The following is a 14,803-nucleotide window of genomic DNA, read 5'->3' as shown; positions in this document are numbered from 1 at the left end:
CCGCGAGTGCGGCTGCCGGCCCGTTGTGCGTGGCCCGGTCGGGGTCAGCCCTTGCTGATCTCCCAGAAGCGGAAGACGGTCGAGGCGTCGAGGGACCACTGGAGGCCGTTGACGTTCTGGCGGGTGACGGCGTACTGCTTGCCCTGCCAGAGCGGGAGGATCGGGAGTTCCTCGGCGACGATCTCCTGGAGGCGGTTGTAGTCCGTGTTGGCCGCGGTGCGGTCGGACTTGGCGGAGGTCGACGGGATGATCGTCCCGGTGATCTCCTTGTTGTCGTAGTTGTTGTGCAGGACGTTGTCCGGGCCGAAGAACGGCTGCGTGAAGTTGTCGGCGTCCGGGTAGTCCGGGACCCAGCCCTTGACGTAGATGCCGTACTTGCCGGCCTGGATGTCCTTCTCGTACTGCTCGAACTCGATGGACTTGACGTCGGCTTCGAAGAGGCCGCTGTCGTTGAGCTGCTTGGCGATGACCTCGAACTGGTGGTCGGTGGAGGGGCCGTAGCGGGACGGCGTGGAGTACAGGGTGACCTTGACCTTGCCGTTGATGCCGGCGGCCTTGAGGACGGCCTTGGCCTTCTCGGGCTGGGGGGTGCCGCCGTAGCGATCGAAGAACGGCGTGGTGTGTCCGGCGATGCCGGTGGGGACGATGGAGTACAGGGCGGTGGCGGTGCCCGCGTAGACGTCCTTGACGAGGGCTTCGCGGTCCACGAGGTAGGCGATGGCCTTGCGGACGGGGAGCTTGCCGACGACGGGGTCGTTGACGTTGAAGACCATGTGCTCGACTTCGGCGCCGGTGCCCTGGACGACGTCGACCTTGTCGTCGCCGGTCTTGCTCGAGGCGAGGGCGGCGATGTCCTTGGCGGCGAGGCCGCGGAAGGCGAAGTCGACGTCGCCGCTCTCCAGGACGGTCTTGAGGCCTGCCTGGTCGCCGTTGAAGAACTTCAGCGTGACGCCGGTGTTCTTGGCCTTGGCCTTGCCGCTGTAGGACTTGTTGACGGAGAAGGTGGCGCTCTTCTCGCTGAACGAGTCCAGCGTGTAGACGCCGGAGCCGATCGCCTTGTTGTCCGTGCGCAGCTTGTCGGCCGGGTATTCGCTGTGGTCGACGATGGAGCCGGCGCCCGATGCGATCTTGCTCGGGAAGGTGGCGTCGGACGTCTTGAGGCGGAAGACGATCGTCTTCTCGTCGGGGGCGTCGATGCCGGCGATCGACGAGAGCATCACGGCCGGGCCGTTCTCGTCGTTGATCTTGAGGGTGCGCTCGAAGGAGAACTTGACGTCCTTCGAGGTGAGGCTGTGGCCGTTGCTGAACTTCAGGCCGGGCCGCAGGACGCACTTGTAGAGCTTGCTGTCGCCGCCCTCGAAGGCGCAGGACTGCGCGGCATCGGGCTCGGGGGTGGTGCCGCCCTTGGGGAAGCTCAGCAGCGACTGGAAGACGTTGTTGAAGAGCAGCCAGGAGCCGGGGTCGTAGCCCGACGCCGGGTCGGTGGACTTCACCTTGTCGGATATGCCCATGACCACGCCCTTGCCGCTGCCGGCATTGGAGCCATCGGTCGAACCGCAACCGCTGAGCAGCGCGGCGGCGGTGGCTGCGCCGAGCGGGGCCGCCAGCCACTGGTTACGTCGATTCACGCGAACGTCCTTCACAGTCGAACTGTTTCGTTGCTCCGGCCAGCGAAACCCGCTGCCGGTCGTTGCCTTGCTCAGCCGCTTACGCCGCGGCCGAGCTCCCACAGCTGGAGGTCGGAGATGGCGTTGAGCGACCACTCCACTCCGGTGATCCCGTCGCGTGCGGCGACGTACTGCTTGCCCTGCCACAGGGGCAGGACGGGCACGTCCTCGGCGACGATGTCCTGTATCTCCGTGATCGCGGGGACGGCGACGTTGCGGTCGACCGCCCGCCGGGATTCGGGGATGAGCCTGGTGCGCACCGCGCTGTTGGCGTACGGCGTGCCCAGGAAGTTGTCCTGCTCCAGGAACGGGGCGAGGAAGTTGTCGGCGTCCGCGTAGTCGGGGAACCAGCCGAGCCCGTAGGCGGCGTGGTCGCCCTTCTTCTGCGCGGGGCGGAAGTCGGCCCACTCGCTGCCCTGGACGGTGACGTCGAACAGCCGGGTGGAGTTCAGCTGGGCCTTGAGGGCCTCGAACTCGGCGGCCGTGCCGTCACCGTAGTGGTCGTTGGTGTAGTGCAGGGTCAGCTTGACCGGGGTCTTGATCCCGGCCTCCTTCAGCAGGGCGGCGGCCTTGGCGGTGTTGGCGTCGCCGTACTTGTTGAAGAAGGAGTTGACGTGGCCGGTCACGCTGGTGGGGACCAGCGAGTAGAGCGGCTGCGCGGACTTGCCGTAGACCTTGGAGATGAGCGCGTCGCGGTCGACGGCGGCCGCGAGGGCCTGGCGTACGGCCTTGTCCTTGACGACCGGGGCCTCGGTGTTGAAGCCGAGGTAGCGGATCTCCAGGCCGGGCATCGGGACCAGCTTGACGCCCTTGGGCGGCCGGGCGCTGAACTCGGTGATCTGGGCGGGCGACAGGGTGCGGGAGACCACGTGGATCCTCCCGTCGGTGAGCGCTTTGCCCATGGCCGGGGAGTCGGGGAAGGTGCGCAGTTCGACCTGGTCGTTCTGCAGCTTGATGTCGCCCTTGTAGTGGGGGTTCTTGCTGAAGACGGCGCGGACGAGCTGGTTGTTCTTGACCTCGGCCTTCATCGTGTAGGGGCCGGAGCCGTCCACGGCGAAGCCCTCGCGGAGCTTTTCGGCGTCGTAGTTCTTCTTGCTGACGATGCCGGCGGCGGGGGTGGAGAGCTTGTACGGGAAGGTCGCGTCGGGGGTCTTCAGCTGGAAGACGACGGTGTCGGAGCCCTTGACCTCGACCTTGTCGAGGGTGGAGAGCAGCGCGGACGGGCCGTTCTCGTCCTTGATGGCGAGGACGCGGTCGATGGAGAACTTGACGTCCTCGGCGGTGAGCGGGTCACCGGTGGCGAACTTCAGCCCGGGGCGCAGGGTGCAGCGGTAGCTGGTGTTGCCGGTGTCGGTGAAGCGGCAGGCGGAGGCTGCCTCGGGGACGGGCTGGCCGCCGCCGCGCGGGGTGTGCATCAGCGTCTGGACGGTCTGGCGCAGTACGTTCCAGGCCCCGGCGTCGTAGGCGTAGGCCGGGTCGAAGGGGGCGGGGGCGAACTCTGCGGCCTCGAACCGGTCGGTGGTGCCGACGACGATCGCTCCGGATCCCGCTCCTCCGCCGCTCGCTGTGCCGCAGGCGGCCAGCGTGGGGGTGAGCAGTCCGGCCGCGGCCGTCAGCACCATGGTCTTGCGGTTCATGCTGGAAGTACTCCCTGTGCCCGGCACTTGTTCAAAGCGGCGTAGAGGGCACTTCGCGGTGGTCGCCCGTTCAGGGCGGAACGATCGGGCCGGTGTGATGACGATCGGTCCACGCGGTTCCGGCACAGGGGTGTGTGTCCGGGACGGCTGAGGTGCGGCGCAGTGCCCGCAATGACAGTAGTGGTCCGGGACGGGATGGCTGGAACTGACCGGACTTGGGGCGTAATCGCACTGTGATCGGAACGAACTGCCTGTTCACGCGCAGGGCTGCGAAGATTCGGTCAGTAGCTGATCAATCCGGACACAAGGGAACCCCCGAAGGGCCTGAGACAGGTCCGTCGGGGGTTTCGCAGGTGACCAAGCTCACTCTGCGCTACCGGCACGGAGGGGATGGAATTTCAGCCTCCGGGGCTTGCGGCGGGAGATCCTTCCGCAGGACCTCGGTCCTGCAGGCCTTTGGTTCGGTACAGAGCGTGCACACCGGGTGCCGGTGCGTGGCGGACCATGCCGGAAGTGGTCCCGGGTGCACCGCGCTGTGGCCGTGCGTGACGAGGCGTGACGAAGTACGACGAGGCGTGACGAGGCGACCGGCTCAGTTCAACGGGGCGATGAGGGAGCGCAGGAAGGCCAGGTCGACGTCCTCCAGCGAGCGCACGACCGTACGCCCCGGCGCCGGTTCGATCACGCCGACCGAGGGGACGGCCACGACCCGGCAGCCGGCGGCCTCGGCGGCCGCCACTCCGGTCCTGGTGTCCTCGATGACCGCGCACCGGGAGGGGTGCGCGCCCAGGGTCCGCGCGGCCAGCAGGTACGGGTCGGGGTGCGGCTTGGTACGGGTCACCTCGTCGCCTGCGACCGTCATCGTGAAGCGGTCGCGGCCGAGGGTGAGCAGGACCTGGTCGATGACCCGGCGGTGGGAGGCGGAGACCAGGGCGGTGGGCACGTTGTGCCGGGCCAGCTCGGCCAGCAGCCGCTCGGCGCCCGGCATCAGCGGGACCCGGTCGGCGATGCGGGCCGCGAAGCGCTCGTTGAGCAGGACGCTCAGCTCGGCGAGGCCGATGGCTGCGCCGGTCGCCTCGATCAGGAAGGCCGCGCTGCGGCTCATCGGGCCGCCGACGACCACGTGGCGCCAGGCGTCCTCGAGCCGGTGCCCGAGCTCGTGGAAGATCTCCGCCTCGATCTCCCACCAGAAGCCCTCGGTGTCGACCAGGGTGCCGTCCATGTCGAGCAGCACCGCCTGCAGGGCCGAGCCGTCGGCCGTACGGGCGACGGCGGCGGGAACGGTGCTCGTCATGCGCATGCCTCTCGGAAGGGACGAGAAGGCCGGTCACCTCTTCCCGCGGGGCGCTCCCCGGGGAACAGGCGACCGGCCTGTATGGGACCGACAAGTGTACGTCGACTGAGCTCAGCGTGCGTTGAAATACTTCGCTTCGGGGTGGTGAATCACGATGGCGTCCGTGGACTGCTCCGGATGGAGCTGGAACTCCTCCGACAGGTGGACGCCGATCCGCTCCGGCTGGAGGAGGTCGGCGATCTTCGCGCGGTCCTCCAGGTCGGGGCAGGCGCCGTAGCCGAGGGAGAAGCGGGCACCGCGGTACTTGAGGTCGAACATGTCCTCGACGCGGGCCGGGTCCTCGCCGCCGAATCCGAGCTCGGCGCGGACGCGGGCGTGCCAGTACTCGGCCATGGCCTCGGCGAGCTGGACGGACAGGCCGTGCAGCTCCAGGTACTCGCGGTAGGAGTCGGACTCGAACAGCTTGGCCGTGGCCTCGCCGATCCTGGACCCCACCGTGACCACCTGGAGGCCGACCACGTCGGTCTCGCCGGACTCCTCCGGTCGGAAGAAGTCCGCGAGGCACAGGCGCCGGCCGCGGCGCTGGCGCGGGAAGGTGAAGCGGGTCCGCTCGTTGCCCGCCTCGTCGAGGATGATCAGGTCCTCGCCCTTGGAGACGCAGGGGAAGTACCCGTAGACGACGGCCGCCTCGAGGAGGTTCTCGGTGTGCAGCTTGTCCAGGAGGCCGCGCAGGCGCGGACGGCCCTCGCTCTCGACGAGCTCCTCGTACGTGGCTCCGCCCGCGCGGGCCTGCTTGAGGCCCCACTGGCCCTTGAAGAGGGCGCCCTCGTCCAGCCAGGAGGCGTAGTCCTTCAGCGGGATGCCCTTGACCACCCGAGTGCCCCAGAAGGGCGGGGTGGGGACCGGGTTGTCGACGGACACGTCGGAGCGGCCGCCGGGCTCCTCCGGCTCGTCCACCTGGAGGGCCGCGGTGTCCCGCTTGGCGACGCGGCGCTGCTTGAGCTCGGGCAGGGACGCGCCGGGGACGCCGCGCTTGACGGCGATGAGGGCGTCCATCAGGCGCAGGCCCTCGAAGGCGTCGCGGGCGTAGCGGACCTCGCCCTCGTAGATCTCGTGGAGGTCCTGCTCGACGTAGGCGCGGGTGAGGGCCGCACCGCCGAGGATCACCGGGTAGTCGGCGGCCAGCTTGCGCTGGTTCAGCTCCTGCAGGTTCTCCTTCATGATCACGGTCGACTTCACGAGCAGGCCGGACATGCCGATGACGTCGGCCTTGTGCTCCTGCGCGGCTTCGAGGATCGCGGAGACGGGCTGCTTGATGCCGATGTTGACGACGTTGTAGCCGTTGTTCGTCAGGATGATGTCGACGAGGTTCTTGCCGATGTCGTGGACGTCGCCGCGGACGGTGGCGAGCACGATCGTTCCCTTGCCCTCGTCGTCCGTCTTCTCCATGTGCGGTTCGAGGTAGGCGACGGCCGTCTTCATGACCTCGGCGGACTGCAGGACGAAGGGGAGCTGCATCTGGCCCGAGCCGAAGAGCTCACCGACGACCTTCATGCCCTCCAGGAGGGTGTCGTTGACGATGTCGAGGGCGGGGCGGGTGCGGAGGGCCTCGTCGAGGTCGGTCTCCAGGCCGTTCTTCTCGCCGTCGATGATGCGGCGCTGCAGTCGCTCGTCCAGCGGCAGGGCGAGGAGCTCCTCGGCGCGCCCGGCCTTCATCGACTTGGTGTTGACCCCCTCGAAGAGGGCCATCAGCTTCTGCAGCGGGTCGTAGCCCTCGGCCCGCCGGTCGTAGATGAGGTCGAGGGCGGTGGTGACCTGCTCCTCGTCGAAGCGGGCGATCGGCAGGATCTTGGAGGCGTGGACGATGGCCGAGTCCAGGCCGGCCTTGACGCACTCGTCGAGGAAGACCGAGTTCAGCAGCACGCGGGCGGCCGGGTTGAGGCCGAAGGAGATGTTGGACAGGCCCAGCGTGGTCTGGACGTCCGGGTGGCGGCGCTTGAGCTCGCGGATGGCCTCGATCGTGGCGATGCCGTCCTTGCGGGACTCCTCCTGCCCGGTGCAGATCGTGAAGGTCAGGGTGTCGATGAGGATGTCCGACTCGTGGATCCCCCAGTTCCCCGTGAGGTCCTCGATCAGGCGTTCGGCGATGGCGACCTTGTGCTCGGCGGTGCGGGCCTGGCCCTGCTCGTCGATGGTCAGCGCGATGAGCGCGGCGCCGTGCTCCCGGGCCAGTCGGGTGACCTTGGCGAAGCGGGATTCGGGGCCGTCGCCGTCCTCGTAGTTCACCGAGTTGATGACGGCGCGGCCGCCGAGCTTCTCCAGGCCGGCCCGGATGACGGGAACCTCCGTGGAGTCCAGGACGATCGGCAGCGTGGAGGCGGTGGCGAAGCGGCCGGCGAGCTCCTCCATGTCGGCGACGCCGTCGCGGCCGACGTAGTCCACGCACAGGTCGAGCATGTGCGCGCCCTCGCGGATCTGGTCGCGCGCCATCTCCACGCAGTCGTCCCAGCGCGCTTCCAGCATGGCGTCGCGGAACTTCTTGGAGCCGTTGGCGTTGGTGCGCTCGCCGATGGCCATGTACGAGGTGTCCTGGCGGAAGGGCACGGTCTGGTAGAGCGAGGCGGCGCCGGGCTCGGGCTGGGGGCTGCGCTGGGTGATCGCGGTGCCGCGGACCCGCTCCACGACCTGGCGCAGGTGTTCGGGGGTCGTACCGCAGCAGCCGCCGACGAGGGAGAGCCCGTACTCGCGGACGAAGGTCTCCTGGGCGTCGGCGAGCTCGGGGGCGCTGAGCGGGTAGTGCGCGCCCTCCTTGGTCAGGACGGGCAGGCCGGCGTTGGGCATGCAGGAGAGCGGGATGCGGGCGTTGCGCGCGAGGTAGCGCAGGTGCTCGCTCATCTCGGCGGGCCCGGTGGCGCAGTTCAGGCCGATCATGTCGATGCCCAGCGGCTCCAGCGCGGTCAGGGCCGCGCCGATCTCCGAGCCGAGCAGCATGGTGCCGGTGGTCTCGACGGTGACGGAGCAGATCAGCGGGACGGTGACGCCCAGCGCCTCCATGGCCCGGCGCGCGCCGATGATGGAGGACTTCGTCTGCAGGAGGTCCTGGGTGGTCTCGACGAGCAGCGCGTCGGCGCCGCCGGTGAGCAGGCCCTCGGCGTTGATCTGGTAGGCGTCGCGGATCTGCGCGTAGGTGATGTGGCCGAGCGTGGGCAGCTTGGTGCCGGGGCCGATGGAGCCCAGGACCCAGCGCTGCTGCCCGGTGGAGGCGGTGAACTCGTCGGCGACCTCGCGGGCGATGCGGGCGCCGGACTCCGACAGCTCGAAGTTGCGGTCGGCGATGTCGTACTCGGCGAGCGCCGCGAAGTTCGCGCCGAAGGTGTTGGTCTCGACGCAGTCCACGCCCACCGCGAAGTACGCCTCGTGCACGGTGCGCACGATGTCGGGGCGGGTGACGTTGAGGACCTCGTTGCAGCCTTCGAGCTGCTGGAAGTCCTCCATCGTGGGGTCTTGCGCCTGGAGCATCGTCCCCATGGCTCCGTCGGCGACGACCACGCGGGTCGCGAGTGCCTCTCGGAGGGCATCGGCCCGGGTCTGGGTGTCAGCGGACGGGTTGGGCAACGAAGCCATGGTGGTGCTCCCTGGGATGCGACGGCTGTCGGCTTTGCACCCCCTCTGTGTCAAGGGTGCACGCGGCCAGCGTAACCGCGAGGCACCGGACCCGGTGCGGGTGTCCCACGTGGCGGACTGCATTCTGTGTCGGGGGTTGCCGGGCTCCCCCGGTGCCGGTCCGGCGCGGAGTTTCCCCGACGATGCACGAGGTCGACATCGACCGATACTGTTCAGCATTGTCGAACCACGTCAAGATGGTCAGTACAGACAGCAAGGTCAGCAGGAGGCTGCGCGATGGCACGGAACATCCAGTCGCTCGAACGAGCCGCTGCGATGCTGCGACTCCTGGCGGGCGGCGAACGCCGGCTGGGGCTCTCCGACGTGGCCTCCTCCCTGGGCCTGGCCAAGGGGACGGCGCACGGCATCCTGCGCACCCTGCAGGCCGAGGGCTTCGTGGAGCAGGACCCCGCCTCCGGCCGCTACCAGCTGGGCGCCGAGCTGCTGCGCCTGGGCAACAGTTACCTCGACGTGCACGAACTGCGCGCCCGCGCGCTGGTGTGGACGGACGACCTGGCCCGGGCGAGCGGCGAGAGCACGTACGTGGGCGTGCTGCACAAGAGCGGGGTGCTGATCATGCACCACGTGTTCCGGCCCGACGACAGCCGTCAGGTGCTGGAGGTCGGGGCCATGCAGCCGCTGCACTCGACCGCGCTGGGCAAGGTGCTGTCCGCGTACGACCCGGTGGCGCACACCCAGGCGCTGGAGGTGGAGCGCGAGGCGTTCACCCCCCGGACGGTCACCGACGCCGCCGGCTTCGAGGAGGTCCTGGACCTGACCCGGGCGCGCGGCTGGGCCACCGACGTCGAGGAGACCTGGGAGGGCCTCGCCTCTGTGGCGGCGCCGATCCACGACCGGCGCCGAATGCCGGTCGGCGCGGTGGCGGTGGCGGGTGCCGTGGAGCGGGTCTGCGGCACGTCGGGGGAGCCCCATGCGGCCCTCGTGGCGTCCGTACGGGATTGCGCGCGAGCGGTTTCACGCGACCTCGGCGCGGGCCGGTTCTGACCTTCCTTTAACACCTCTGAGCCGCCATCTGGCTGCTTTCTGCCCACTTTTCGCCTTATCGCGACCACAGGTTGGCTGGATTTGGGCGATCGTACCTAGTGGTAACGATCCGACACCTTGGCCTGGCGGGCCCTTGACGCATTCTTCACTTGGGCGGAAAACTGCCGTTCACCGGTCGGCATTGTCGAACACCTGACGGCAATACGCGCTAGGATGCGACGAGGCCAAGGACCGGTGCAGCACTCACCGAGTGCGCGGATCCACCGGAGGGACCCGGTGTCCGCCCACACCCCTTGGACGTATGACGTAAGGAGTCGCGGGTGTCCAGCTCCGACATCTTCATCGGCGAGACCATCGGTACCGCCGTACTCATCCTGCTCGGCGCCGGCGTGGTCGCCGCCGTCGTACTCAAGCGCTCGAAGGCGCAGAACGCGGGCTGGCTGGCGATCACCTTCGGGTGGGGATTCGCGGTCTTGACCGCCGTCTACATGACCGGCACCCTGTCCGGCGCCCACCTCAACCCCGCCGTCACGGTCGGTATCGCGATCAAGGACGGTGACTGGGGCAACGTCCCGGTCTACTTCGCCGGCCAGCTGCTCGGCGCCATGATCGGTGCCACGCTCGCCTGGGTGGCGTACTACGGCCAGTTCCGGGCCCACCTCACGGATCCGGAGATCGTCGCCACCAAGTCCGAGCACGCGGGCCTGGTCGACCAGAAGACCGAGCCGAACGCCGGCCCGGTGCTCGGCGTCTTCTCCACGGGCCCCGAGATCCGCAACGTGTGGCAGAACCTCGCCACCGAGATCATCGGCACCCTGGTGCTCGTGCTCGCGGTACTCGCCTTCGGCCTCAACGACGACGGCAAGGGCCTCGGCACCCTCGGCGGTCTGATCGTCGCCCTGACCGTCGTCAGCATCGGTCTCTCGCTCGGCGGCCCGACCGGCTACGCCATCAACCCGGCGCGCGACCTGGGTCCGCGCATCGTCCACGCACTGCTGCCGCTCCCGAACAAGGGCGGCTCCGACTGGGGGTACGCCTGGATCCCCGTTGTCGGCCCGCTGATCGGCGGCGCCCTCGCCGCGGGTATCTACAACGTCGCGTTCGTCTAAGCCGTTCGCCCACCGGACTTGTCAGGAGCAGCCACCATGACCACCAGCACCGGCCCCTTCATCGCCGCGATCGACCAGGGCACCACCTCCTCCCGCTGCATCGTCTTCGACCGCGACGGCCGCATCGTCGCCGTCGACCAGAAGGAGCACGAGCAGATCTTCCCGAAGCCGGGCTGGGTGGAGCACGACGCCACCGAGATCTGGACCAACGTCCAGGAGGTCGTCGCCGGCGCCATCGCCAAGGCCGAGATCACCGCCGCGGACGTCAAGGCCGTCGGCATCACCAACCAGCGCGAGACCACGCTCATGTGGGACCGCCACACCGGCGAGCCGGTGCACAACGCGCTGGTCTGGCAGGACACCCGCACCGACGCCCTGTGCAAGGAGCTCGGCCGCAACGTCGGCCAGGACCGCTTCCGCCGCGAGACCGGCCTGCCGCTGGCGAGCTACTTCGCCGGCCCGAAGGTCCGCTGGCTGCTCGACAACGTCGAGGGCCTGCGGGAGCGCGCGGAGGCCGGCGACATCCTCTTCGGCACCATGGACTCGTGGGTCATCTGGAACCTCACGGGCGGTGCCCAGGGCGGAGTGCACGTCACCGACGTCACCAACGCCTCGCGCACCATGCTGATGAACCTGCACACCCTGGCCTGGGACGAGAAGATCGCCGAGTCCATGGGCGTCCCGATGAACGTCCTCCCGGAGATCAAGTCCTCCGCCGAGGTCTACGGCCACGTCAAGGACGGCGTCCTCGCCGGTGTCCCCGTCGCCTCGGCGCTCGGTGACCAGCAGGCCGCCCTCTTCGGCCAGACCTGTTTCGACGAGGGCGAGGCCAAGTCCACGTACGGCACCGGAACGTTCATGCTGATGAACACCGGCGACAAGATCATCAACTCCTACAGCGGTCTGCTGACCACGGTCGGCTACCAGATCGGCGACCAGAAGCCGGTCTACGCGCTGGAAGGCTCCATCGCCGTCACCGGCTCGCTCGTCCAGTGGATGCGCGACCAGATGGGCCTGATCAAGTCCGCGGCCGAGATCGAGACCCTGGCCTCCTCGGTCGAGGACAACGGCGGCGCCTACTTCGTGCCGGCCTTCTCCGGTCTCTTCGCCCCGTACTGGCGCTCCGACGCCCGCGGTGTGATCGCCGGCCTCACCCGGTACGTCACCAAGGCGCACATCGCCCGTGCCGTCCTGGAGGCCACCGCCTGGCAGACCCGCGAGATCACCGACGCCATGACCAAGGACTCGGGCGTCGAGCTCGCGGCCCTCAAGGTCGACGGCGGCATGACCTCCAACAACCTGCTGATGCAGACGCTCTCCGACTTCCTGGACGCCCCCGTGGTGCGCCCGATGGTCGCCGAGACCACCTGCCTCGGCGCCGCCTACGCCGCCGGCCTGGCCGTCGGCTTCTGGCCCGACACCGACGCCCTGCGCGCCAACTGGCGCCGCGCGGCGGAGTGGACCCCGCGGATGCCCGCCGAGCAGCGGGACCGCGAGTACAAGAGCTGGCTCAAGGCCGTTGAACGGTCCATGGGCTGGGTCGACGACGAAGACGCCAGCTGACCGCACTCGGCTGACGAATCGACGAGGAGCTAAAGAGATATGAGCAGCCCGCAGAGCGTTCCCGCCCTGGGTACGCACCCGACCGCCGGTTCGAACGCGAGCCGTGCCGAGACCCGTGAGCAGCTGGCGAAGGCCACGTACGACCTGCTGGTCATCGGCGGTGGAATCCTGGGCACCTCGGTGGCCTGGCACGCCGCGCAGTCGGGTCTGCGGGTTGCCATGGTGGACGCCGGCGACTTCGCCGGCGCCACCTCCTCGGCCTCCTCCAAGCTCGTCCACGGCGGCCTGCGCTACCTGCAGACCGGCGCGGTCAAGCTGGTCGCGGAGAACCACCACGAGCGGCGGGTGCTGGCCAAGGACGTGGCCCCGCACCTGGTCAACCCGCTCACCTTCTACCTGCCGGTCTACAAGGGCGGTCCGGTGGGTGCGGCCAAGCTGGGCGCGGGCGTCTTCGCCTACTCCGCCCTCTCGGCCTTCGGCGACGGCATGGGCAAGGTCATATCCCCGGCCCGTGCCGCCGCCGACAACCCGGGCCTGAAGACGGACAACCTCAAGGCCGTCGCGGTCTACTACGACCACCAGATGAACGACTCCCGCGTCGCCGTCATGACGGTCCGCGCGGCCGTCGAGTCGGGCGCGGTCGTCCTCAACCACGCCGAGGTCACCGGGCTCCGCAAGACGCGGGGCCGGGTCACCGGCGCCGAGCTCAAGGACCGTCTCGACGGCACCGAGTTCGGGGTCGACGCGCGGGTCGTGCTCAACGCCACCGGCCCGTGGGTGGACCACCTGCGGCGCATGGAGGACAAGCACTCCATGCCGTCGATCCGCCTCTCCAAGGGCGCGCACATCGTCATGAAGCGCAAGTCGCCGTGGAAGGCCGCCATGGCCACCCCGATCGACAAGTACCGCATCACCTTCGCCCTCCCGTGGGAGGACCAGCTGCTGCTCGGCACCACCGACGAGGTGTACGAGGGCGACCCGGCGGACGTGCGCGCCACCGAGTCGGACATCCAGCAGATCCTGGACGAGGCGGCCTTCTCGGTGAAGGACGCGGACCTCGACCGCTCTCTGATGACGTACGCCTTCGCGGGCCTGCGGGTGCTGCCCGGCGGCCCCGGCGGCGTGGAGAAGGCCAAGCGCGAGACGGTCGTCTCCGAGGGCGCCGGCGGCATGCTGTCGGTGGCCGGCGGCAAGTGGACGACGTACCGCCACATCGGCCGCGTGGTCATGGACAAGCTGGCGAAGCTCCCGGGCAGCCCGCTGACCGAGGACATGGAGCCGGTGAAGTCCCTGGTGCGCCGGATCGCGCTGCCCGGGGTCGCCAACCCGAACGCGGTCGCGCACCGGCTGCTGGTGGACCGTGAGCCGGGCACCCGGATGGACCCGCTGACCGCGCGCCACCTGGCCTCGCACTACGGCTCGCTGGCCTTCGACATCGCGCGGATCGCGAACGAGGACCCGGCACTGGCCGAGCGCATCCACCCGGACGGTCCGGAGATCTGGGCGCAGGTCGCCTACGCCCGCGACAACGAGTGGGCCGAGACGGTCGACGACGTGCTGCGCCGCCGCACGACGGTGACGATCCGCGGCCTGGACGACGCCTCCGTGCGCGCCCGGGTCGAGGAGATGCTGGGCCACAAGGCATAGCTCTCACGCAGGTGGGGAAGAGGGGCGGTTCCGAGGGGAACCGCCCCTCTGTCGTGGGCTGTGGCCGGCGTCGTATCAAGGCTTAGGCTGACCCACGTACGCAAGGGAACTTCGGAAGGAGACCTGGGTGATCGAGCTTGAGGGCGTGCCCGAGCTGATCGACCCGGTCATGGTGGCCGCGTTCGAGGGCTGGAACGACGCGGGTGACGCGGCCTCCGGTGCGGTCGCACACCTGGACCGGGAGTGGAAGGGCGAGGTGTTCGCGGCGCTCGACGCCGAGGACTACTACGACTTCCAGGTCAACCGGCCGACGGTGTGGCTGGACAACGGGGTACGGAAGATCACGTGGCCGACGACACGGCTGTCGGTGGTCCGGATCGGCGGTGCCAAGCCGCGCGACCTGGTGCTGGTCCGTGGAATCGAACCGTCCATGCGGTGGCGGTCGTTCTGCAACGAGATCCTCGGCTTCGCGCACGAACTGGGCGTGGAGATGGTGGTCATCCTGGGGGCGCTGCTCGGGGACACGCCGCACACGCGGCCGGTGCCGGTGAGCGGGGTCACCTCGGACCCGGACCTGGCGCGGACGATGGACCTGGAGGAGACCAAGTACGAGGGTCCTACAGGCATCGTGGGCATCCTGCAGGAGGCGTGTACGCACGCGGGCGTCCCGGCCGTGTCGTTGTGGGCGGCGGTGCCGCACTACGTGTCGCAGCCGCCGAACCCCAAGGCCACGCTGGCCCTCCTGAACCGGCTGGAGGATCTGATCGACATCCGGATCCCGCTGGGCGAACTGCCGGAGGACGCACGGGCGTGGCAGCTGGGAGTGGACCAACTGGCCGCCGAGGACAGTGAGGTGGCGGAGTACGTCCAGACGCTGGAGGAGGCGCGGGACACGGCGGACCTGCCGGAGGCGTCGGGCGACGCGATCGCGCGCGAGTTCGAGCGGTACCTGAGGCGGCGTGACCCGTCCGCTGCCGCGGCGGGCGAGCCGGGTGACGGGTCGTACCTGCGGGACACCTCCAGCGGTCTGACCCGCCCGCCGAAGCGCAAGCCGGACCCCTCCGGGGAGGACCCGCAGCCGCCGGCGTCCCCCGAGGAGGACACGCCCCCGGAGGCGTAGCAGCGGGCGCGGGTACGGCAGAGCCGGGCTCCGCCCGGGCTCGTGGGGCTCCGCCCCACACCCGCGCCTCGAACGCCGGCGGGGCTGGACATTCAAGC

At 69.4% G+C, this 14,803-nt stretch carries 9 protein-coding genes; 5 read left to right on the top strand and 4 right to left on the bottom strand.

Features of this window, described 5'->3' with window-relative positions:
* Nucleotides 1–44: 44 nt before the first annotated feature.
* The 4 genes from ACWGIF_RS36040 to metH all read right to left on the bottom strand — a co-directional run bounded on the left by ACWGIF_RS36040 (nt 45) and on the right by metH (nt 8,222).
* The gene (locus ACWGIF_RS36040) at nt 45–1,628 is read right to left on the bottom strand and encodes an ABC transporter substrate-binding protein (RefSeq protein ID WP_453503864.1); all 1,584 of its coding nucleotides are present in this window, start codon (nt 1,626–1,628) and stop codon (nt 45–47) included.
* 71 nt (nt 1,629–1,699) lie between these two features.
* Nucleotides 1,700–3,304: an ABC transporter substrate-binding protein gene (locus ACWGIF_RS36035; protein ID WP_453503862.1), complete on the bottom strand. Its 1,605-nt coding sequence runs from the start codon at nt 3,302–3,304 to the stop codon at nt 1,700–1,702.
* Nucleotides 3,305–3,896: 592 nt separating this feature from the next.
* Nucleotides 3,897–4,598 (bottom strand): HAD family hydrolase, encoded by a 702-nt coding sequence (locus ACWGIF_RS36030; RefSeq protein WP_453503860.1) that lies wholly within the window; start codon nt 4,596–4,598, stop codon nt 3,897–3,899.
* Nucleotides 4,599–4,709: 111 nt separating this feature from the next.
* The gene (gene metH / locus ACWGIF_RS36025; RefSeq protein WP_453503858.1) at nt 4,710–8,222 is read right to left on the bottom strand and encodes a methionine synthase; all 3,513 of its coding nucleotides are present in this window, start codon (nt 8,220–8,222) and stop codon (nt 4,710–4,712) included.
* Between the two features lie 276 nt (nt 8,223–8,498).
* Between metH and ACWGIF_RS36020 the strand changes: the two genes are divergently transcribed.
* The 5 genes from ACWGIF_RS36020 (at nt 8,499) to ACWGIF_RS36000 (ending at nt 14,705) form a co-directional block, all read left to right on the top strand.
* The gene (locus ACWGIF_RS36020) at nt 8,499–9,266 is read left to right on the top strand and encodes an IclR family transcriptional regulator (protein WP_453503857.1); all 768 of its coding nucleotides are present in this window, start codon (nt 8,499–8,501) and stop codon (nt 9,264–9,266) included.
* A 320-nt stretch (nt 9,267–9,586) separates the two neighbouring features.
* A complete protein-coding gene (locus ACWGIF_RS36015) occupies nt 9,587–10,375 on the top strand; it encodes an MIP/aquaporin family protein (RefSeq protein ID WP_453503856.1) in 789 nt (262 codons plus the stop codon).
* A 36-nt stretch (nt 10,376–10,411) separates the two neighbouring features.
* On the top strand, nt 10,412–11,938 hold the full coding sequence (gene glpK, locus ACWGIF_RS36010) for a glycerol kinase GlpK (RefSeq protein ID WP_453503855.1): 1,527 nt from the start codon (nt 10,412–10,414) through the stop codon (nt 11,936–11,938).
* A gap of 39 nt (nt 11,939–11,977) precedes the next feature.
* Nucleotides 11,978–13,585, top strand: coding sequence for an FAD-dependent oxidoreductase (locus ACWGIF_RS36005; RefSeq protein WP_453503854.1), 1,608 nt, complete (start codon nt 11,978–11,980; stop codon nt 13,583–13,585).
* Nucleotides 13,586–13,712: 127 nt separating this feature from the next.
* Nucleotides 13,713–14,705: a PAC2 family protein gene (locus ACWGIF_RS36000; RefSeq protein WP_453503853.1), complete on the top strand. Its 993-nt coding sequence runs from the start codon at nt 13,713–13,715 to the stop codon at nt 14,703–14,705.
* The last annotated feature ends 98 nt before the right edge of the window (nt 14,706–14,803 follow it).

Source organism: Streptomyces sp. NPDC054849 (genome assembly GCF_053610945.1).
The sequence above is the reverse complement of the archived record's forward strand: the minus strand, read 5'-3'. Positions and strand labels throughout refer to the sequence as shown.

Coding starts and splice junctions, on each gene's coding strand:
- ACWGIF_RS36035 (WP_453503862.1), bottom strand. CDS start 3,304: ATGAACCGCAAGACCATGGTGCTGACGGCCGCGGCCGGACTGCTCACC.
- ACWGIF_RS36030 (WP_453503860.1), bottom strand. CDS start 4,598: ATGACGAGCACCGTTCCCGCCGCCGTCGCCCGTACGGCCGACGGCTCG.
- metH (WP_453503858.1), bottom strand. CDS start 8,222: ATGGCTTCGTTGCCCAACCCGTCCGCTGACACCCAGACCCGGGCCGAT.
- ACWGIF_RS36020 (WP_453503857.1), top strand. CDS start 8,499: ATGGCACGGAACATCCAGTCGCTCGAACGAGCCGCTGCGATGCTGCGA.
- glpK (WP_453503855.1), top strand. CDS start 10,412: ATGACCACCAGCACCGGCCCCTTCATCGCCGCGATCGACCAGGGCACC.
- ACWGIF_RS36005 (WP_453503854.1), top strand. CDS start 11,978: ATGAGCAGCCCGCAGAGCGTTCCCGCCCTGGGTACGCACCCGACCGCC.